The following is an 18,797-nucleotide window of genomic DNA, read 5'->3' as shown; positions in this document are numbered from 1 at the left end:
GGCTCGTTCACGGTCGGGCGGCGACCGCTTCGGGCCGCTGCGACGCGGCGGCCGTCAGGTCCCGGTCCAGCCGCTCGAGGATGCGCGCCGACGCGTGGCCGTCGCCGAAGGGGTTGTCGACTGAACGCATCCGCCGCAACGCTCCGGGGTCGTCGATGAGGTCGAGCGCGGCGCGCCGGACGTCGTCGGGGTCGGTCCCGACCAAGGCAGCCGCCCCTGCCCGCACGGCCTCGGGCCGCTCGGTGGTGCGTCGCAGCACCAGCACCGGCACGTCGAGCGAGGGAGCCTCCTCCTGCACTCCGCCGGAGTCGGTCAGCACGAGGTCGGCCCGGGACAGCGTGGCGGTGAAGTCGAGGTAGTCCAGCGGCTCGGTGATCCGCACGCGGGGGTGGTCCCCGAGGACGGGCAGGACGACGTCGCGCACGGCCGGGCTGCGGTGCAGGGGGAGCACCACTTCCGCGTCCCGGGCGTCGGCGACGTCGGCGACCGCGCGCGCCAGGGCCGCCATGACGGCTCCCTGGTTCTCCCGGCGGTGCAGGGTGACGACGATCCGGGGGCCGGTGCGGCGCCGGGCCCCCTCGGGGGCGAACGCGGAGGTTCCCAGGCCGCGACCCACGACCCAGAGCAGGTTGTCGACGACGGTGTTCCCGGTGACCTCGATGTCCCCCACGGGAACCCCTTCGCGCAGGAGGTTCGTCCCCGCGGGGAGGGTCGGGGCGAAGTGCCAGCGCGCGAGCCGGCTCACCAGGCGCCGGTTCAGCTCCTCGGGGAACGGGTCGGTGAGGACACCGGACCGCAGGCCCGCTTCGACGTGGGCGACGGGCAGCCCGGCGTAGAAGGCGGCGAGCGCTCCGCACAGCGCCGTCGTCGTGTCCCCCTGCACGACGACCGCGTCGTAGGGGCCGTCCGCGACGACCGCTCCCAGTTGCCCGGACAACCGGGACGTGAGGCCGTGCAGGTCCTGGCGCTCGCGCATCACGTCGAGCTGGACGTCGACGCGCACCTGGAGGGCGGACAGCATCTGGTCGAGCATCTCCCGGTGCTGACCGGTGCTGACGACGACGGGTTCGAAACCCGCCGCCTCCTCCATGGCCCGCACGACGGGAGCGAGCTTGACGGCCTCCGGTCGAGTACCGACGACGACCAGGACGCGGTGCGGGCACGACCCGCTCACGCCGCCGCCCTCCCCGGCAGGGGCGGGGAGAGGGTTTCCTCCGGCAGCACCACCACTTCCCGGCGCAGCAGGGCGTGGTGCGCCCCGCGGCGACCGGTCACCTTGGCGAGGACCGTGAGGAGGGCCAGCACGACGAGGGCCGTGAGGTAGACGGCGAACAGCGCTCCGACAGCAGGGAACAGTTGCATCGAGACGACGTCTGCAGGGTGGGGGACGGCGGTCGCCGACGCGACCGCGCCCGCAGCGGGGGACGTCTGTGGTGACACCGGGATGGGCATGGGAACTCCTTGCCGGAGGCCGCGGGGAGGTGCTGGGGTGAGGTTGGACCTTCCCCGTCGCCAAGGGAAGCCAGTTCCAGGAAAATCATGGAAAACGACCAAGTGGTACCGAGTTCCCCTCCGCCAGCGTGACAGCTCAAACACGTAGCGCTTTCAGTTCCGGCGAGACCTGGACAACTGGCGGTACGGGGTCCACCGTGTGCCTGCCGGAGATCGCCCGGAACAGCGGAGTTCCCCGCGGCCGGCTGCACCGCACCCACCGGTGCGGTCGACGTCCCAGGAGGCGTTCATGTGCGGCATCTTGGCCGGGAGGCGGACCCGGGACCTCGTGGACGTCGTGCTGAGCGGTCTGCGCGCCCTGGAGTACCGCGGGTACGACTCCGCGGGCGTCGCGGTGCTGACCCCCGGCTCGGAACTGGTCGACCGCAGACGTTCGACGGGCCGGCTGGCCGACCTCGAGTTCCGCCTCCTGGCCGATCCCCTCCCACCGGGCGCCGTCCTGGGGATCGGCCACACGCGCTGGGCCACGCACGGCGGGATCAGCGAGGGCAACGCCCACCCGCACTGCGACTGCACGGGCCGCGTCGCCGTCGTGCACAACGGGATCGTCACCAACGCCGCCGAGATCGCGTCCCTGCTCGTCACCCGCGGGCACCGCCTCACCTCCGGCGTCGACAGCGAGGTCGTCGCCCACCTCGTCAAGGAGGAACTGGACCTGGGGTGGGACCTCGCGGCCGCCGTGCGCATCACCACCCGCCGGCTCGAGGGTTCGTGGGCGCTGGCCGTGCTGGCGGCCGGCCACGACTCCGTCGTCCTGACCGCGAGGAACTCCCCGCTGGTCGTCGGCACGGGCCAGGAGGGGAACGCGGCGGCCAGCGACCCGGTCGCCCTCGTGGGCACGTGCGAGGAGGTGAGCTTCCTGGACGACGACGACCTCGTCGAACTCGGCGAGGACGTGCGCTGGTTCGACCACCACGACCTGGCGGTGCAGCGCGCGACGACGCGACTCCGGTGGCGACCGGAGCAGACGGGAACCGGTGCCCACGCCGACCGCACCGCCCGCGAGATCGACGAACAGGCCGACCACGCGGCGGAGCTGGTGCGGACGTGGGTCCCCTCCGTCCGTTCAGGGAGGGTCTGGGACCAGCTGGCTCTCCCCGTGCCCGAACGGGTCCGCTTCCTCGCCTGCGGCAGTTCCCGGCACGCGGCGGAGGTGGGGGCCAGGGTGCTGCGGCGGCTCGCCGGCACGCCCTGCGAGGTGACCGTCGCGTCCGAGCACGATCCCGCGGACCAGGTCCCCGGCGAGCTGACGGTCGCGGTGTCGCAGTCCGGCGAGACCGCCGACGTGCTCCGCGCCCTCGACGCCCTGCCGGGACCGCTGCTGGCCGTCACCAACTCCCCCACGTCGAGCCTGGCCCGCCGCGCCGACGCCGTGTTCGACCTCGGAGTCGGCCCGGAACTCGGTGTCGCCGCCACGAAGACGTTCACGGCCCAGGTCCTGGCCGGCGTGTTCCTGGCCCTGTCCTCCGCCGTGGCGCGGGGACGACTGCCCCGGTCGTCGACCGCCGAGCTCCTCGACGAGCTGTCCGCGACGCCCGAGGCTCTGCACCGGGCGGGGAGGCTGGCCCTGCACCGCGCCGACGAGCTCGCCGAGCGGCTGGCCCCGCAGCCCGGCTTCCTCTTCGTCGCCCGCGGGGCAGCGCTGCCGTACGCGGCCGAAGGGGCGCTGAAGCTGGAGGAACTGACGTACCGGTGGGCGCAGTGCCACCCCGCGGGGGAGTTCAAGCACGGGCCCCTCGCCCTGGTCGAGCCCGGAACCCCCGTCGTGGTCGTCGAGGACGGAGCGGCGGCGCTGGACACCATCGTGCACGAGGTCTCCGCCCGGGGGGCCGACGTGCTCCGCGTCGGGTGGGGCGAGGGCTGCGCGTTCGGCGTCCTGGACCGCCCCGAACCGCACGCCTGGGGACCCCTGGAATCCATCGCCGCGCTCCAGCACCTGGCTCGCACGCTGGCCGCGCGACTGGGCCGGGACGTCGACCGGCCCCGCAACCTCGCCAAGTCCGTCACCGTCGTCTGACCCCGAGGAGCACCCCGTGACCCGTGAGCACCCGCACCACCCCGTCCGCCGTGGCGTCGACCGCCGCGAGGCGTTGCGCGCCGCCGGCGCCACCGGGCTGGCCGCGGCCCTCGCGCTGCCCCTGGCCACCTCCGCCGCGGCGGCCCGGCCCCCCGGCAGCCGCCGCGGCAAGCACCACTCGTTGTCCGACGTCGGCAAGCTGGTCGCTCCCCCACCTCCGCCGGAGCGACGCCCCCGCGGACCCCGGCGCGCCACCCAGCCACCGACCGCCCCGCTGCCGGCCCCGCCGGTACCCCCGGGCGCCACCCTGACCGCCGCGGCGGTCACCAGCGCCACCGGGACCGGCCTGAGCACGGCGACCAAGACGCTGATCGTCTACGACGACAGCGGTCCGTGGGGGTGGTTGGGGGAGCTGTACGCGCAGCAGACGGCGAACCTCGTCTCGCACTTCGGGAGTTGGACGACGCTGCCCACCCGGTCGTACACGGCCGGCCTGCTCTCGTCGCACACGGCGCTGGTGTACCTGGGTTCCACCTACGACGAACCCTTGCCCGCCGCCCTGCTCAGCGACGTCACCGCCACGACGAAGCCCGTCATCTGGGTGTACGACAACATCTGGCAGCTCACGGCCGCCGACACGGGCTTCGCCACCCGCAGGGGGTGGACGTGGAAGCAGTTCGACACCAGCGCCGTCGCGACCGTCACCTACCAGGGGCAGTCCCTTCGCCGGGACACCGTCAACCAGTCCGGGATCATGGACGTCGTGGTGAGCGACGCGTCCAGGGCCAGCGTGCTGGCCACGGCGCAGCGGCCCGACGGGACGTCGTTCCCGTGGGCGACCCGGTCGGGCACCTTCACCTACGTCGGGGAGGTGCCCTTCGCCTACGTCGACCACGGCGACCGCTACCTCGCGTTCGCCGACCTGCTCTTCGACGCGCTCGCCCCCGCGACGGCCACCCGGCACCGGGCGATGGTCCGCATCGAGGACGTCGGCCCGGACGCCGACCCGACCGAGATCCGCGCCGTGGCCGACTACCTGGCCTCCCAGTCGGTCCCGTTCACCCTCGCGGTCTACCCGCGCTACGTGGACCCGCTGGGAACCCTGAACGACGGGGTCGCCGAGGACTACACGCTCTCGGCGGTGCCCGCGGTCGTGAACGCCCTGAAGTACGCGAAGACCAGGGGCGGCACGATCCTGATGCACGGGTACACCCACCAGTACTCCACCGTGGCGAACCCGTACGACGGGGTGAGCGCGAACGACTTCGAGTTCTTCCGCGCCCACGTAGACGCCTCGAACACCGTCGTCTACGACGGCCCCGTCCCGGAGGACTCGACAACCTGGGCCACCGCCCGGCTCACGTCGTCCGACAGCGTCTTCACCGCTACCCGGCTCGGGTCACCGACCATCTTCGAGTTCCCGCACTACGCGGGCAGCGCCACCGACTACCGGGCCGTCGCTGCGAGGTTCGCCACCCGCTACGACCGGGGTCTCTACTTCGGCGGCCTGCTCACCGGTGCGGTCGACAGCACCCGCCTCAACGGGCAGTACTTCCCCTACGCCGTCAAGGACCTCTACGGCACGAAGGTCTTGCCCGAGTGCGTCGGCAACGTCGAACCCGAGCCCTTCAACAACCACCCCGCCCGCCTGCCCGCGGACCTCGTCGCGACCGCCCGGGCCAACCTCGTCGTGCGCGACGGTTTCGCGAGCTTCTTCTACCACCCCTACCTCGGGATCACCTACCTGCAGCAGGTGGTCACCGGGATCAAGGCACTGGGTTACACGTTCGTCGCCGCCGGCAGCGTGTGATACCTCGTGCCTCGACCCGAACCAAGTGACGCACCGGTGGCCGGCCACCGCGGTGGAGGAGGAGCGGCCGACTTGAGGGTCGTGACACCTGGACCCTCACCGTGGCGCACGGCCCGACGGCGCACGCTCGCCGCCGCGCTCGTGCTGCTCGTCGCGGCGGGCGCGGCCACCGGCTCGTGGTGGTGGTCGCACCCGGCCGAGGTGTGGGCGGACGGTTCGGCGCACGGCGACTGGATCGCGGTGTACGACGGCCACGGGCGGACCAGTTCCCGCGGGACGGCCATCACGCTGTCCCCCGCACCGGCGAGCGACCCGGAGCAGACGCATGCCGGCCTGGTGGTGTCCGTCCGGCAGTACGGCGACCTCGACCTGCGCGCCACCGTCCACACCGTCCGGCAGCTGCGCACCGGCTCCCGCCCCAACCCCTGGGAGGTGGGCTGGCTCGTGTGGCACTACGACGCCGAGCGCCGCTTCTACTACTTCGCCCTCAAGCCCAACGGCTGGGAACTGGGCCAGGTCGACCCGTCGGCCACCGGTGGCCAGCGCTTCCTCGCCACCGGTGACGCGCCCGTGGCGGGGGACCGGCCGCACGACGTCCGCGTGCGTCAGCTCGGGGCGACGATCGACGTCTGGGTCGACCACGCCGCGGTGGTGTCGTTCACCGTCCCCGCGGATCCGGGCGTCCCGGGCGCCGTCGGCCTGTACTCCGAGGACGCCGAGGTGCGGTTCAGCGGTCTGCGGGTCGAACCCGCGACCCTGCCCTGAGCGTCCCCTCGGGCCGTGCCACCACACCTCAGCCCCGGCCCCGGCCCCGGCCCCGGCCCCGGCCCCGCAGCGTGCGCAGCCCGCGCGGCACCCTCCACGCCACCGGGGTGCCCGACGACCCCGCCCCCGGGGCGGCGAGCGCCGCGTGGACCGGCGACGGCGGGAGGGCGTCCTGCAGGAAGTACCACCAGAACGTCCCGCCGTCGCCGATGCCGTTGACGGCCGACGCGTAGAACCGCGCGACCTGCACCCGGGCGGCCGCGGTGTCACCCCGCGTGCCCCACCACCACAGCGGCCGCAAGTCCGCGGCACCGTACCCGAGTTCGGTGAGGAGCAGCCGCCGTCCCGGGTAGGCCTGGCGCAGGGTCCGCAGGACCCGGTCCAGCGAAGCCCCGAGGGGGTGCTCCTCCGGGTAGACGGACAACCCCACGTCGTCGACGTCCGTCCCCGGCAGGTTCGCCGCGGCCCAGGTGAAGACGGATTCCACCGCCTCGCCCTCCCCCAGTTGCCAGTACAGCGTGACGAGGGTGCGCGCGCTGGAGTTCTGCTTCACGTGGGTGGCGGCCCACCGCGTCTTGGCCCCGGCGTCCGGACCGGTCCACCCGCCGTTGACCTCGTTGCCGACCTCCCACGCCGCGACGTCCGGGAACGCCCGCACGTAGTCGGCCACCCGGCGCTGCCACTGCGGCTGGCTCACACCCGCGAACTGGGAGGAGTCGAGGAACTGGCCGAGGACCTGCACCCCGGACGCCCGGGCCGCGGCGACGTCGGCGCGGTAGGCCTCGGGTCCGTCCGCCACGTCGAACACGTACCGCACCCACGGCTGCCCGACCGGGGTCAGGTCGCGGACCGCGGCGAGGGCGTCGTGGCGTGACGGGTCGTCGAAGGTGACGCCGAGCACGACCGGACGGTCACCGGCGCGCTGCCGCCCCGACTCCTCCTGGACGGCCAACTGCGCGTGCACCAACGCGTCGAGCGCCTGCGCGGCCAGGGCACCACGGCGCGCGGGGTCGTCCTGCGCGCGCATCCGGGCGAGCAGGTCCGTCGCGGCCGACCGCGCCTCCTGCACCGGGACGGACGGTGAGTACCACGGCCGTTCGCGCAGCTGCAGGTCGAGTTCGACGGCGGCCTGTTCCGCGGCGGTCTCGGAGAACTCGTGGGTCCCGGCCGCCGGCAGGTCCAGGAAGAGCTGCCCGTAGCCGTCGGAGGTGTCCCACGCCAGCGCGAGGGTCACCCGCCCCGCAGGGCGGTCCAGGGCGAAGGTCCCCGGCCCCTCCTCCAGCGGCCACGGGGTCAGGACCTGCAACGTGGTGCCGTCCACGAGGAAGTCGTCGTACCCGTCGTCACCGGCACCGTTGGACTGCCGGGCCCGGAACTCCGACCACGTCAGCAACCGGCCGCCGGCGTCCCGGACGTCGAACTCCAACCGGCCGGCCGGTACGACCCCTTCGACGGCCGCCGCCGTGGACGGCCCGGGCGCCGATCGCGCGGACCGGGGACGTCCCCCGCCGGCCGAGCACGCCGCAGCAGCCACCGCGACCGTCCCCGACGCCCCGAGCCCCAGTGCCGATCTGCGGTTCACCGTGGACCTCCGCGTCCGTCGCGGGCGCCGGACCCCGCGTCCCGCCCAGTCTGGCACGGGGACGGCGCGGCCGGCCGCTGCTCGGGGTCCCGGGTCCCGGGGTCGTCGACGCGGACCGGCTCAGCCGACCCGGGCCCGCACGAGCTCCCCGAACTCCACGGGCGCCTCGAGGGGGACGAGGTGCCCCGTGGGCAGCCCGACGACCTCGGCGCCGGGGACCGCCCCGGCGAGCCGGGCGTGGAACTCCGGCGGGCAGAGGACGTCCCGCGCGCCGGAGACCACGAGCGGGGGGACCCGCAGGCGCGGCAGCCGGTCCAGCAGGCCGCAGCGGCTGTCCTGCTGCGCCAGCTGGCACCGCAGCAGGTGCTCGTCCGAGCCCATGGCCAGCACCCGCGCCACGAGGTCGGGCCGGGCGGCGGCGACGTCCGGCGGGACCAGCGCGTCGAGGACGCCCGCCTGGAGCTGGCGGGCGGAGGTCCCCGCGTCGAGGGCTGCGCACCACCGGCGCCAGGAGGCCCGCTGGGCCGGCGTCGGGCGGCCGGGGTTGACGGACGCCAGGACGAGCGCGGTCACCCGGTCCGGGGCGGCGAGGGCGAGTTCGGCGGCCACGACCGCGCCCAGCGACAGGCCGCCGAGGGCGAAGCGGGGCGGGAGCACCGCGAGCAGGTGCTCCACCTGCTCGCCCACGGTGGTCCGGTCCAGCGACGGGGTGAGGGCGTCGTCCAGCCCGCACCCCGTCCACAGGTCCGCCGTGCAGTTCATGCCCGGCAGCAGGACGAGCGGGCTCACCCCTTCACGGCACCGTCGCTGAGCCCGGCGACGAGGTACTTCTGCGCCACGAACGCGATGACGACCACGGGCAGGGTCAGCAGCAGCGACGCCGCCCCGGCCTGCTGCAGCATCGGCAGGGTCTGGCCCAGCTGGGTCGCGATGAACACCGGCACCGTCTTGGAGGAGGAGTCGGTGAGCACGAGCGCGGTGAGGTACTCCTGGAAGGCGAAGAGGAACACGAAGATCCCGGCGGTGAGGATGCCTGGCCGCATGAGGGGGATCATCACCCGGCGCAGCATGCCGATGCGCGTGCAGCCGTCGATCATGGCGGCCTCGTCGAGCTCCCGGGGGATCTCGGCGAAGAAGTTGCGCAGCAGCCAGATCGTGAACGGCTGGTTGATCGCGACGAGCGCCACGGCGAGGGCGAACGTCGTGTCGTAGATCCCCAGGGCCCGGCTGATGTCGTACATGGGCAGGACGACCGAGAATCGGGGCAGGGCCCGGAACACCAGCGCCAGGACCAGCAGCAGCGCCGAGACGTAGGTCGGGAACCTCGACAGCGCGTAGGCGGCGGGGATCCCGATGACGAGGGCGATGACCGTCGAGATCACCGCGACGACGAGGGTGTTCGCCAGGTAGTCGGCGAAGTAGGTGGTCTGCCAGAGGTCGGTGAAGGCTTGCAGCGTCGGGGTGTACCCGGAGAGCACGGGCGGGTTGGCGAAGGCGACGTTCGTGGGTTTCGTGACGGACAGCGCCATCCACACGAAGGGCGCGAGGGTGATGACGCAGACGATCCCCAGCAGGACCCCCGCCGCCACGGGCGGGCGCCGGCGCACCGGCCGCGGACCGGGGCGCGGGGCCGGGCGCCGGACCCGCGCGGTCGGTTCGGTGTGCAGGCTCACCGGGCCACCTTCGCTTCCTTGAAGATCCCGCGGATGAACGGGACGAGCATGACGAGGATGAGCCCGATGGTCAGCACGTTGATGGCGCTGCCCAGCCCCAGGTCCTGGGCGCCGTCGGCGAAGGCGACCGAGTAGACGTACATCATGATCGACTCGTTCCCGATGGCCGCGGCCTGCGGCGACAGCGGGATGAGGTTGTCGAACATGCGCAGCACGTCCATGATCGAGATGAGGGTGACGAAGCCCAGCACCCCGCGCATGGTGGGGATGATGACCCGTAGGTGGGTCTGGAACGACGAGGCCCCGTCGATGGTGGCCGCCTCCCGCAGTTCGGTGGGCACCGACTGCAGACCGGCCAGGACGATGAGCATGGCGAAGGGCAGCATGTGCCAGACGGTGTTCGAGACGACGACCACGGCGTTGGGCACCTGGTCGGTGAACCAGAGCACCTCCGACCCGCCGAGGAGCCCGACGAACCGGTTGACGAGGCCCCCGAAGTTGTCGTCGAACAACCACGAGTAGGCGACCGCCCCCACGAGGTTCGGCAGGACGTACGAGACGAGCATGATGCCCAGGACCAGGGGCCGCGACGTCGTCAGCCGGTTCACGCCGATGGCGATGAGGTAGCCCAGCACCAGCAGCACCGCGGTGGTGACGACGGTGACGACGACGGTGAACAGGACCGCCCGCCCGAACCGGGCGTCGCTCAGGGCCGCCGCGAAGTTGGCGAGCCCGACGAACGTGCCCGGGCTCCCGTACCGGACGTCCTCGACGCTCCACTGGAGCGTGCGGACGAGCGGGAGGACCAGCAGCCCGACCATGACGACCAGGCTGGGGGAGAACAACAACCAGAACTCTCGTGCTTTCACGACCGGGGTCCCTCCTCGCGGGCGACGGAACGGGTGGGCGGTCAGCCGGCGAGCTTCTCCCCCGCCGCCTGCATCTGCGCCATCCCGTCCGCCACGGGCAGCTCACCGTTCAGGACCTGCACGAGGAGGGGCCGGATCTCGTTGCTGAGGTCGGCCAGCACCGGGGAGACGACGGGCGGCATGGTCGAGGCGATGGACGCGTTGGCGGCCTCCCCGTAGGGCGAGTTCGACGTGGTGACGAGACCCTCGCGGGCGGGGTAGGCGGCGGGGATCGACGCCTTCGACGCGTCCTCACCGACCGCCGAGGCCATCATCGTGAAGAGCATGTCGTGGTCGAGCTCGGTGTTCTTCGGGATCGACCAGCCGTCGATGGACAGCCGACTGTAGCTGTACTGCGCGTCGGCGGTGAGCTTGGGGGCGCCGGCGAACGCGAACTCGTCGGCGAGGTTCGAGTTCGAGGCCAGCGTCAGGTCGTTCATGCGGCCGGAGAACATGATCGACATGGCCGCGGTGCCGTTGTACATCTGCTGCTGCACCTTGGGCTGGTCGAACGTCGTGACCTGCGGGTCCATGAAGGGTTTGAGGGCGAGCATCGCCTCGAGCGCCTGCTGCGCCTCCGGGCCGTCGAGGGTGACCTTCCCGTCGGCGTCGACGAAGTCGGCGCCGAGGGAGTTCATGGCGGCCTCGAAGCTCGTCGTGACGTCCGAGGTGGCCAGCCACGGCAGGGCGATCGGGTGCTCCACCAGCCCCGCGGCCTGGATGGCCTGGGCGGCCGAGACCATCTCCGGGAACGTCGTGGGGGCCTTGAGCCCGAGCTGGTCGAAGAGGTCCTCGCGGTAGGCCAGGACGAACATCTGCGCCTGCATCGGCAGCGCGTAGAGCTTGCCGTCGTAGGACATCCCCTGCCGCATCGACTCGCTGATGGCGTCGAGCCCGTGCTCGGAGGCGTGCTCGGCGTAGAGGTCGTCGAGGGGCACGAGCTTGTCGTCTTCCGCCAGGCCGGGGATGATGAAGCCGTAGGTCTCGATGAGGTCGTAGGTGCCGGTGCTCCCGGCGAGGGTGGCGGTGGTCTTGGTGACCTGCCCGCCGAAGTCGATGGGGTCGTGCTTGACCGTGACGTCGCCCTTGGTGCAGCTGGACACCATGGTGTTGGTGAAGGGGTCGATCGCGGAGGAGTTGTAGGCCAGGACGTTGACCGTCGTCTTGGCCTTGGGGGCTTCGTAGTCGCAGGCGACGGACGTCGCGTTGTCGTTGCCGACGCGGCTGCCGGCGCCGCATCCGGTGAAGACGAGAGCACCCGCGACGGCCGCGGCGATGAGGGCGAAGGTGCGCTTCTCTGTGGGCATGCTCAGAGCGTATGCGTATGCACAATCCGAAGGGAAGCCTCATCGGGGAACTCCCGTGTACCGATCGCGTTGCCTCCGGGTTTCACCGGGGTTTCGCGAGGCGCAGTTCGGCCAGGTGCGCCATGAGGGCGTGCGCGAGGTTGTAGACGACGAGGTTCGCCCCGTCGGCGAAGGCCGCCGAAGCCGCCGGGGCGTTCCCGACGATGTCCATCCGGAGTTTCCCGCCGGCCGCGACCGCCGCGTTCACGCGGGCCGTCGACTCCTGCGGCGACGGGTCGTCCGGCCCGGACGCGGCCGCCAGGTCCGCCGGCCCGACCATCACCCCGTCCATGCCCGGTGTCCGCAGGATCTCGTCGACGGCCGCCACCCCCGCCGGCGACTCGACCATCCCCAGCACGAGGGTCCGGCGCAACTGGTTCTCCCGGTGCGTCCCGGGGTCCAGGGTGCCGAACCGCCCCGCCCGGCTGTAGGTCGCGAAACCGCGCTGCCCCAGCGGCGGGTAGTGCGCCGAGGCGACGACCTCCGCCGCCTGGGCGGCGTCGTCGACGTGCGGGACGAGGATGCCCTCCGCGCCCTGGTCGAGCACCCGCAGCACCATCCCGGGGTCCCCGCTGCCGACCCGCACGACGACGGGGACCCCGTGCACAGCCGCGAAGGCGACGTGCTGCCGCAGCGCGAGCACGTCGCCCGCCCCGTGCTCGCAGTCCACGAGCACGAAGTCGAACCCCGCGACGGCCGCCATCTCCACGAGTTCCTCGGCGGGCATCCGCAGCAGCACCCCGACCAGCCGCTCCCCCGCGCCGGCCCTCTCCCGCAACGAGTCGGCCATCACGCGACCATCCCCGCCGAGAGGTCGACGTCGGCGCCGCACAACCCGGGCATGCCCAGCATCGCGACCACGGCCCGCCCCACCTCCTCCTCGGTCACCATGCGCCCCAGCGCGGCCCGCGAGACGAACTCCTCCTGCGCCTGCTGGACGGTCGTCCCGGTGCGCTCGGCGGCGAGCCGGAAGTTCCGGTCCATGCGCGGACCGTCGACCGGGCCCGGGGAGAGCGTGTTGACGTTGACGCCCGCGGGACCGACCTCGAAGGCCAGCGTCGAGGTCAGGCCGATGACGGCCGTCTTGGACGCGCAGTACGGCGTGCGGTGCAGCAGCGGGCGCTTGCCCGAGACCGAGGCCAGGTTCACGACGTCCCCGGCCCCGCGCGCGACCATCGCGGGCAGGAACGCCCGGCACACCAGGAACGTCCCCCGGACGTTGACGTCGAACACGTGGTCCCACTCCTCCACGGAGACCTCCGTCAGCGGCGCGACGGGGCCGGGGACCCCGGCGTTGTTGACGAGGATCGAGACCTCGACGTCGGCCAGCTCCTCGCGCAGCCGGTCCACGGCCACCGGGTCGGCGACGTCGCACACCGCGGCCCGGGCCCCGAGCCGGTCGGCCACGGCGGCGAGCTTCGCGACGTCGCGCCCGACGACGACGACGTCCGCGCCGGCGCCGCGCAGGGCCGTCGCGATCGCGGCCCCCAGGCCGCTGCCGCCGCCGGTCACGAGGGCCGTGCGACCGGCCAGGTCGCTCACGGCGCGACCGTCCCGGCCGCCAGGGCCTCCTCGATCCAGGCGGCGCGGCGGCCCGCGTGCTTCCAGGCCCGGACGTCGCCGGACCGGGCGTGGCCCTCGAACAGCTCCACCCGGGCCGCGCGCCCGCACACCTCCCCGAGCCGCGCGGACGACGCCGGGTCGGTGATCTCCTGGTAGGTGACGGTGCGCAGGTACTTGCCGACCCACAGACCGCCCGTGTACCGCGCGGCGCCGAGCGTCGGCAGGACGTGGTTGGTCCCGATGACCTTGTCCCCGTACGAGACGCAGGTGCCCTCCCCGAGGAACAGCGCGCCGTAGTCGTGCATCTTCTCCAGGGCCTCGCGCGGGTCCGCGGTGAACACCTGCACGTGTTCGGAGGCGAAGCGGTCGGCGAGCGCGTACGCCTCGTCGAGGTCGTCGACGACGAGCACCTGACCCCAGTCGCGCCACGCCGGGCCGGCGTAGTCGGCCGTCGGCATCCCGGGCAGCAACCGCTCGACGTGCGCGAGGACCTGTTCGCCGAGGGTGCGCGAGGTGGTGATGAGCACCGCGGGCGACTCGGGCCCGTGCTCGGCCTGCGAGAGGAGGTCGACGGCGACGAGGAACGGGTCGGCGCCCTCGTCGGCGACGACGAGGATCTCGGTGGGGCCGGCGAACAGGTCGATCCCGACCTCGCCGAACAGCTGCCGCTTCGCCTCGGCGACGTAGGGGTTGCCCGGCCCGGCGAGGAGGTTGACGGCGGGGATCGACTCGGTGCCCAGGGCCATCGCGGCGATGGCCTGCACCCCGCCGAGGACGTGGATCTCGTCGGCCCCGGCGAGCTTCATGGCGGCGACGGTCGCCGCGGGGACCTCACCCCGGATGGGCGGCGTGCAGGCCACGACGCGCGGGACCCCGGCGACCTTGGCAGTGACGACGGTCATGTGCGCCGACGCCGTCAGCGGGTACTTCCCGCCGGGGACGTACGCCCCGGCGGCCTGGACCGGGACGTGCTTCTGCCCCAGCCGGACCCCGGGCAGGGTCTCGACCTCCAGGTCGACGAGGGTGTCGCGCTGCGCCTGGGCGAAGGTGCGGACCTGGTCCTGCACGAACCGGATGTCCTCGACCACCTGGGGGTCGAGCGTGGCCACGACCTCCTCGACGCGCGCGTCGTCGAGGCGGGTGGGCCCGGTCCAGCCGTCGAACTGCTCGGCGTACCGGCGGACGGCGGCGTCGCCGTCGCGGCGGACGTCGGCGACGATCGCCGCGACGCGGGCGGCGACGTCGTGCTGGGCGGTGTCGGCGAACGACTTCGTGGGCGCGCTCTTCAGGTGCAGCACCATTGCGGGACCTCTCCGTGCATACGTATGTCGGCAGGGGTTCCAGGTATACACGGTGGAGAGGAGGTCGGCTAGACTCCGGGCCGGTCGAACCGGGGGCGGAGGGTCCACCATGGCAGTGACGAGCCGCGACGTCGCGCGCGTCGCCGGTGTCTCGCAGCCGACCGTCTCCCGGGCCCTGCGCGACGACCCGCGCCTGTCGCAGCAGACCAAGGAACGCGTGCGCGAGGCCGCCGGCCTCCTGGGCTACGTGCCGAGCGACGCCGGTCGCGCGCTGTCCTCGGGGCGGACCCGGCGCATCGGCCTGCTCGTGACCGACCTGAACAACGAGTTCTACCACCACATCATCGCGCCGGTGCACCACGAACTGGAGAACCACGGCTACCAGCTGGTGCTGCACACCGAGTCCGCCGACGACGGCGACGTCGTGGACCGCCTGCTCGCCAACGGGATCGACGGCGTGGTCCTGGCCACGACGACGGTCGACTCGGTCGCCCCGCTGCGCCTGCGCGACCGCGGGCTGCCCTTCGTGTACCTCAACCGCACCGGCACCCAGGTCGACGCCGACGCCACCGTCGTCTCCCCCGCACGGGGTTTCGCCGACGCGGCCCGGCGGGCCGTGGAACTCGGCCACACCCGCATCGGCGCCGTGCTCGGCCCGAGCAACACCAGCACGGGGCAGTCGCGCGAGCTCGCCCTGCGGGCCGCGATGGCCGACCACGGGCTGGCCCTGGAGACCCGGTTCGTGCGCCGGGGCCCCTACGAGACCGGGGTCGGGGACGCGGCGGTCACCGAGCTGCTGGCGCTGCCGGAACCGCCCACGCTGATCTTCTGCGGCAACGACGTGGTCGCCTACGGCGCGCTGAACGCCGCGGCGCGGGCCGGCGCCCGGGTCCCCGAGGACGTGTCGGTCGTCGGGTTCGACGACCTCCCGCCGGCGTCCTGGCCCATCCTGCAGCTGTCGACCATCGCCTACGACCTCGAGGCGATGGCCCGGGAGGCCGCCCGCCTGGCCGTCCGGCGGATCGACGAGCCGGCGAGCCCGTTGACCCACAGCACGTTCGACACCGCGTTCGTCGAGCGGCGCACCCTGGGCGCGGCCCCCGCGCACTGACCCGGGAACTCCGGGGCAACCCCTTGCACCCTTTTTGTGCATACGCATAACCTGTGGGTGCCGGTGAGCGTGGAGGCCGCCGGACCGCGCCAGCGAAGGGACGATCTCCAGTGGCTCTCGATCCGATCGCGTACAAGCCGTACGCCGACCCCGACGACTTCATCCGCGAGGTGACCGACCTCATCTGGGTCGACCGCTCCATCAGCTTCATCCGCGAGAACTACGAACCGGACTCGATCGTGCACGGCGCCTACGGCACCTCGACCACGCGCGACGAGGTCGTCGAGGGCACCCTGATGCGGATCGCGGCCACCCCCGACCGGACGGGCCAGGCCGAGGACGTCGTCTGGGAGGCCCGCGGGGACGACGCCTTCCTCAGCTCCCACCTCGTGCTCTCGGGCGACCTGCTGACCGGCGCGCACAGCCGGACCATCGCGAACTGCCTCTACCGCCGGGGGCGCATGGTCGAGGAGTGGGTCGTGCGCGACTCCCTCGCCGGCGCGCTCACCCTGGGCCTGGACGTGGACGAGGCGGCCCGTGCGCAGGCGTTCCGCGGGTACACGGGGTCCTGGACCCGGCCGGCCCCGGCGGACGTCGTCGCCGCCGGCGACTCGGGTCCGCGCCCGGACGAGCACCGCTCCGAGGTCGAACGGGTCCTGGAGATGGTCGAGACGGTCTGGAACGGGCGGGACCTGCAGAAGGTGGAGACCTTCTTCGCGCGCGACCTCGTGCTCCTCACCGTGGGCAACCGCGTCGTGATCCGCCCCGAGGGCTACCGCCGCGCGCTGCTGAGGTTCCTGCAGTGCTTCCCGTCCGGGCAGTTCCAGGTCCGCGACGTCCAGACGAACCACGCCGTGCGCTACGGCGGCCTCCGCGTCGCCGTCACCTGGAAGTTCGTCGGCGACTACACGGGCGTGACCACCTACGGCCCGCGGACGGGCGAGCCCGTCGACGTCCTCGGCATCTCCCAGTTCACGTTCCACCAGGGGGCGCTCGTCAAGGAGGTCCGCCTCTGGGACGACATCGCCCTGCGCGCGCAGATCGTCGGCACGCGCGGCGACGTCGAGCTGGGCCCGACCAACATCTACTGAGAAGCCGCGGGGGAACCTCATGACCACCGAGCACACCGAGCACACCGAACTCACCGTGGACGCGGCGGAGATCGAGCGCCGCACCGTCCGCCGCAGCGACTGGGTCGCCTGCAACGCCGCGTTCATCGACTGCCGCACACCGGGTTCGGACCGCAAGGAGAACTACGCCTTCATCGGCGGCGGCGTGTCGCAGAACGCCAGCCAGTTCATCAACCTCACCGAACCGCACGGCTTCAACACCGGCGCGGCCGGGATGCCGAACGGCATCTCCAACAACCTGCACCTGCACTTCACGGCCGAGGTGTTCGTGAACCTCGGCGGTGAGTTCCGGCTCCGCTGGGGCGTCGACGGGAAGCAGGGCGAGTACGTCAGCACCGACGGCGACGTCATCACCGTCCCGACGTGGATCTTCCGCGGCTTCACCAACGAGGGCCCCGACGACGGCATCCTGTGGACCGTGCTGGGCCGCGACGTCACCGGCGGCATCATCTGGGGCCCGTCGGTGCTGAAGGAGGCCGAGTCCCACGGTCTGCACCTGACCGCCGACAACCGCCTCGTCGACACCGTCGCCGGTGACGAGCTGCCCGAGGACGTCGCCCTCATCAAGCCCATGAAGGCGAAGTACATCGACGAGCTCACGACGTACTCCGTCGAGGAGATGCGCCGCCGCGTCGTCCAGCCCGGTGACCGGGTCTACAGCCGCGACGCGCTGCTGTGCGCGACGCTGCCCGGCGGGGCGGCCGAGCTCGCCCTCGTCATCGGCTACGGCATGACCGAGGACCGCCGCCAGGTCCCCAACGTCACCGAACCGCACTCCTTCAACGTGGCCTGGGTCCGCGCGGCCGCCGAGGAGGGGCTGCTGCGGCACCGGCACGACCGCACCCAGGCGCTGCTGGTGACGTCGGGCCGGTGGGCGATCACCCTCAACGGCGACCCGGCCACCACGGTGGAGCTCGGCCCGCGGGACTCGTTCTCCGTCCCGCCGGGGGCCTGGCGCGCGTTCCGCTGCCTCGAGGAGGGCCCCTCGGGCGCCGGCGAGCTGCTCGTCGTCAACTCCGGCGACGACCGCGTGTACCTGGAGTGGGCCCCCGAGGTCGTCGACGCCGCCCGCGACACCGACCGGATGATCGACCCGAACGGCTACCTGGCCCCCGTCGGCGTCATGGTCACCGCGACCGAGGACGACTGAGCGGTCTCACGACGGCCCGTCGGCGTCCTGCGCGAGCAGGCGCTGACGGGCCAGCCGCGCGAGCTCGCGCGTCGCCGGGGAGACCGCGATCCCCTCCCGCTGCACCAGCGCGACGACGTCGTGCAGGGGTTCGGCGAAACCCACCGTCCCCAGGTTCGCGGGGAAGCCCGCGCTGCGCGCGACGGCCCGGCTGACGAAGGTGTCCCCGACACCCCGCGCGACGAGCCCGAGCGCCGCCTCCACGTGCTCGACCTCGATGAGCGGCTCCAGCCGCACCCCGGCCAGCCGCGCCCGGCCGGCCACCTGCCGACGCGTCGGGTCCCGCCACCCGTAGTGCGCGTCGTAGAGGACCAGCGGCGCCGCGGCCAGGTCGGCGGTGGTCACCGGACGACTGAGCCGCTCGGGGTGAGCGCTGACGTAGACCACCTCGTCCCGCAGCACGGGCGTCACCGTCAGGCCCGCGTCGTCGACGGGCAGGACGACGAGCCCGGCCTCGAGCTCCCCGGCCACCACGGCCGCGGCCACCTCCACCGAGTTCAGCCCGACCAGTCGCACCCGGACCCCCGGGTGCCGCGCGTGGAAGTCCTCCACGAGCCCGGACAGCAGGTAGTAGTCCGCGTTGCGCAGCACCCCGAACGTGGCCACCCCACCCCCGAGGTCGCGCAGCGACCGCACGGCGTCCGCGCCCGCGTCGGCGGCCGTCACCGACTGCTCGGCGAAGGGCAGCAGCTGCTCGCCCGCGCTCGTGAGCACGAGCCGGCGCGGGCCCCGCGTGAACAGCGCGATGCCGTGCTCCTCCTCCAGCCGGCGCACGAGTTCGGACGCCGAGGCCGACGCGATGCCCAGCTCCGTCGCGGCCGCCGCGAACGACCCCGTCCGGGCGGCGGCGAGGAGGGCACGCAACTGGTTCAGGGTCACGACCCGCAGGG

General features: G+C 73.1%; 17 protein-coding genes. 6 read left to right on the top strand and 11 right to left on the bottom strand.

What is annotated here, in order from left to right; translation table 11 throughout:
- Positions 1 to 7: 7 nt before the first annotated feature.
- Both wecB and BJ968_RS12365 read right to left on the bottom strand, forming a co-directional pair.
- On the bottom strand, positions 8 to 1,174 hold the full coding sequence (gene wecB, locus BJ968_RS12370; RefSeq protein ID WP_218885022.1) for a non-hydrolyzing UDP-N-acetylglucosamine 2-epimerase: 1,167 nt from the start codon (positions 1,172 to 1,174) through the stop codon (positions 8 to 10).
- Positions 1,171 to 1,452 carry a hypothetical protein gene (locus BJ968_RS12365; RefSeq protein WP_179752239.1) on the bottom strand — a complete coding sequence of 94 codons (282 nt, stop codon included), beginning with the start codon at positions 1,450 to 1,452 and terminating at the stop codon, positions 1,171 to 1,173. The genes wecB and BJ968_RS12365 overlap by 4 nt, the downstream gene beginning before the upstream one ends.
- 289 nt (positions 1,453 to 1,741) lie before the next feature.
- Between BJ968_RS12365 and glmS the strand changes: the two genes are divergently transcribed.
- The 3 genes from glmS (at position 1,742) to BJ968_RS12350 (ending at position 6,104) form a co-directional block, all read left to right on the top strand.
- A complete protein-coding gene (gene glmS, locus BJ968_RS12360; RefSeq protein ID WP_179752237.1) occupies positions 1,742 to 3,529 on the top strand; it encodes a glutamine--fructose-6-phosphate transaminase (isomerizing) in 1,788 nt (595 codons plus the stop codon).
- Between the two features lie 16 nt (positions 3,530 to 3,545).
- A complete protein-coding gene (locus BJ968_RS26645) occupies positions 3,546 to 5,339 on the top strand; it encodes a DUF2334 domain-containing protein (protein WP_179752235.1) in 1,794 nt (597 codons plus the stop codon).
- An 81-nt stretch (positions 5,340 to 5,420) separates the two neighbouring features.
- Positions 5,421 to 6,104, top strand: a complete 684-nt coding sequence (locus BJ968_RS12350) for a calcium-binding protein (protein WP_179752233.1) — start codon at positions 5,421 to 5,423, stop codon at positions 6,102 to 6,104.
- A gap of 28 nt (positions 6,105 to 6,132) precedes the next feature.
- On the opposite strand, the gene BJ968_RS12345 is transcribed toward BJ968_RS12350, so the two are convergent.
- The 8 genes from BJ968_RS12345 to hisD form a co-directional block, all read right to left on the bottom strand.
- A complete protein-coding gene (locus tag BJ968_RS12345; protein ID WP_179752231.1) occupies positions 6,133 to 7,530 on the bottom strand; it encodes a glycoside hydrolase family protein in 1,398 nt (465 codons plus the stop codon).
- 276 nt (positions 7,531 to 7,806) lie between these two features.
- A complete protein-coding gene (locus tag BJ968_RS12340) occupies positions 7,807 to 8,475 on the bottom strand; it encodes an alpha/beta fold hydrolase (protein WP_179752229.1) in 669 nt (222 codons plus the stop codon).
- Complete coding sequence (locus tag BJ968_RS12335) at positions 8,472 to 9,359, bottom strand: ABC transporter permease subunit (protein WP_179752227.1); 888 nt, start codon at positions 9,357 to 9,359, stop codon at positions 8,472 to 8,474. The genes BJ968_RS12340 and BJ968_RS12335 overlap by 4 nt, the downstream gene beginning before the upstream one ends.
- Positions 9,356 to 10,228 carry an ABC transporter permease subunit gene (locus BJ968_RS12330; protein WP_179752224.1) on the bottom strand — a complete coding sequence of 291 codons (873 nt, stop codon included), beginning with the start codon at positions 10,226 to 10,228 and terminating at the stop codon, positions 9,356 to 9,358. Before BJ968_RS12330 ends, BJ968_RS12335 begins: the two co-directional genes overlap by 4 nt.
- A 41-nt stretch (positions 10,229 to 10,269) precedes the next feature.
- Entirely contained in the window at positions 10,270 to 11,574 is a 1,305-nt protein-coding gene (locus tag BJ968_RS12325) for an ABC transporter substrate-binding protein (protein WP_179752222.1), read from the bottom strand.
- A gap of 82 nt (positions 11,575 to 11,656) precedes the next feature.
- The gene (locus BJ968_RS12320) at positions 11,657 to 12,403 is read right to left on the bottom strand and encodes an HpcH/HpaI aldolase family protein (protein WP_179752220.1); all 747 of its coding nucleotides are present in this window, start codon (positions 12,401 to 12,403) and stop codon (positions 11,657 to 11,659) included.
- The gene (locus BJ968_RS12315; RefSeq protein WP_179752218.1) at positions 12,403 to 13,155 is read right to left on the bottom strand and encodes an SDR family NAD(P)-dependent oxidoreductase; all 753 of its coding nucleotides are present in this window, start codon (positions 13,153 to 13,155) and stop codon (positions 12,403 to 12,405) included. The genes BJ968_RS12320 and BJ968_RS12315 overlap by 1 nt, the downstream gene beginning before the upstream one ends.
- Positions 13,152 to 14,477 (bottom strand): histidinol dehydrogenase, encoded by a 1,326-nt coding sequence (gene hisD / locus BJ968_RS12310; RefSeq protein ID WP_179752216.1) that lies wholly within the window; start codon positions 14,475 to 14,477, stop codon positions 13,152 to 13,154. The genes BJ968_RS12315 and hisD overlap by 4 nt, the downstream gene beginning before the upstream one ends.
- Before the next feature lie 109 nt (positions 14,478 to 14,586).
- Between hisD and BJ968_RS12305 the strand changes: the two genes are divergently transcribed.
- From BJ968_RS12305 to BJ968_RS12295, 3 genes are all read left to right on the top strand, one after another.
- Positions 14,587 to 15,588, top strand: a complete 1,002-nt coding sequence (locus BJ968_RS12305) for a LacI family DNA-binding transcriptional regulator (RefSeq protein WP_179752214.1) — start codon at positions 14,587 to 14,589, stop codon at positions 15,586 to 15,588.
- Between the two features lie 110 nt (positions 15,589 to 15,698).
- Positions 15,699 to 16,679, top strand: coding sequence for an ester cyclase (locus BJ968_RS26640; protein WP_179752212.1), 981 nt, complete (start codon positions 15,699 to 15,701; stop codon positions 16,677 to 16,679).
- A 19-nt stretch (positions 16,680 to 16,698) separates the two neighbouring features.
- Positions 16,699 to 17,868: a cupin domain-containing protein gene (locus BJ968_RS12295; RefSeq protein WP_179752210.1), complete on the top strand. Its 1,170-nt coding sequence runs from the start codon at positions 16,699 to 16,701 to the stop codon at positions 17,866 to 17,868.
- A 6-nt stretch (positions 17,869 to 17,874) separates the two neighbouring features.
- Here the strand turns inward: BJ968_RS12295 and BJ968_RS12290 are convergent, their stop codons facing one another.
- Positions 17,875 to 18,786, bottom strand: coding sequence for a LysR substrate-binding domain-containing protein (locus BJ968_RS12290; protein WP_179752208.1), 912 nt, complete (start codon positions 18,784 to 18,786; stop codon positions 17,875 to 17,877).
- Positions 18,787 to 18,797: the final 11 nt, after the last annotated feature.

Source organism: Kineococcus aurantiacus, assembly GCF_013409345.1.
GTDB lineage: Bacteria > Actinomycetota > Actinomycetes > Actinomycetales > Kineococcaceae > Kineococcus > Kineococcus aurantiacus.
Note: the sequence above shows the minus strand (reverse complement) of the source record. Positions and strands in the feature narration are given on the sequence as shown.

Coding starts and splice junctions, on each gene's coding strand:
- BJ968_RS12320 (WP_179752220.1), bottom strand. CDS start 12,403: ATGGCCGACTCGTTGCGGGAGAGGGCCGGCGCGGGGGAGCGGCTGGTC.
- hisD (WP_179752216.1), bottom strand. CDS start 14,477: ATGGTGCTGCACCTGAAGAGCGCGCCCACGAAGTCGTTCGCCGACACC.
- BJ968_RS12295 (WP_179752210.1), top strand. CDS start 16,699: ATGACCACCGAGCACACCGAGCACACCGAACTCACCGTGGACGCGGCG.
- BJ968_RS12305 (WP_179752214.1), top strand. CDS start 14,587: ATGGCAGTGACGAGCCGCGACGTCGCGCGCGTCGCCGGTGTCTCGCAG.
- BJ968_RS12325 (WP_179752222.1), bottom strand. CDS start 11,574: ATGCCCACAGAGAAGCGCACCTTCGCCCTCATCGCCGCGGCCGTCGCG.
- glmS (WP_179752237.1), top strand. CDS start 1,742: ATGTGCGGCATCTTGGCCGGGAGGCGGACCCGGGACCTCGTGGACGTC.
- BJ968_RS12365 (WP_179752239.1), bottom strand. CDS start 1,452: ATGCCCATCCCGGTGTCACCACAGACGTCCCCCGCTGCGGGCGCGGTC.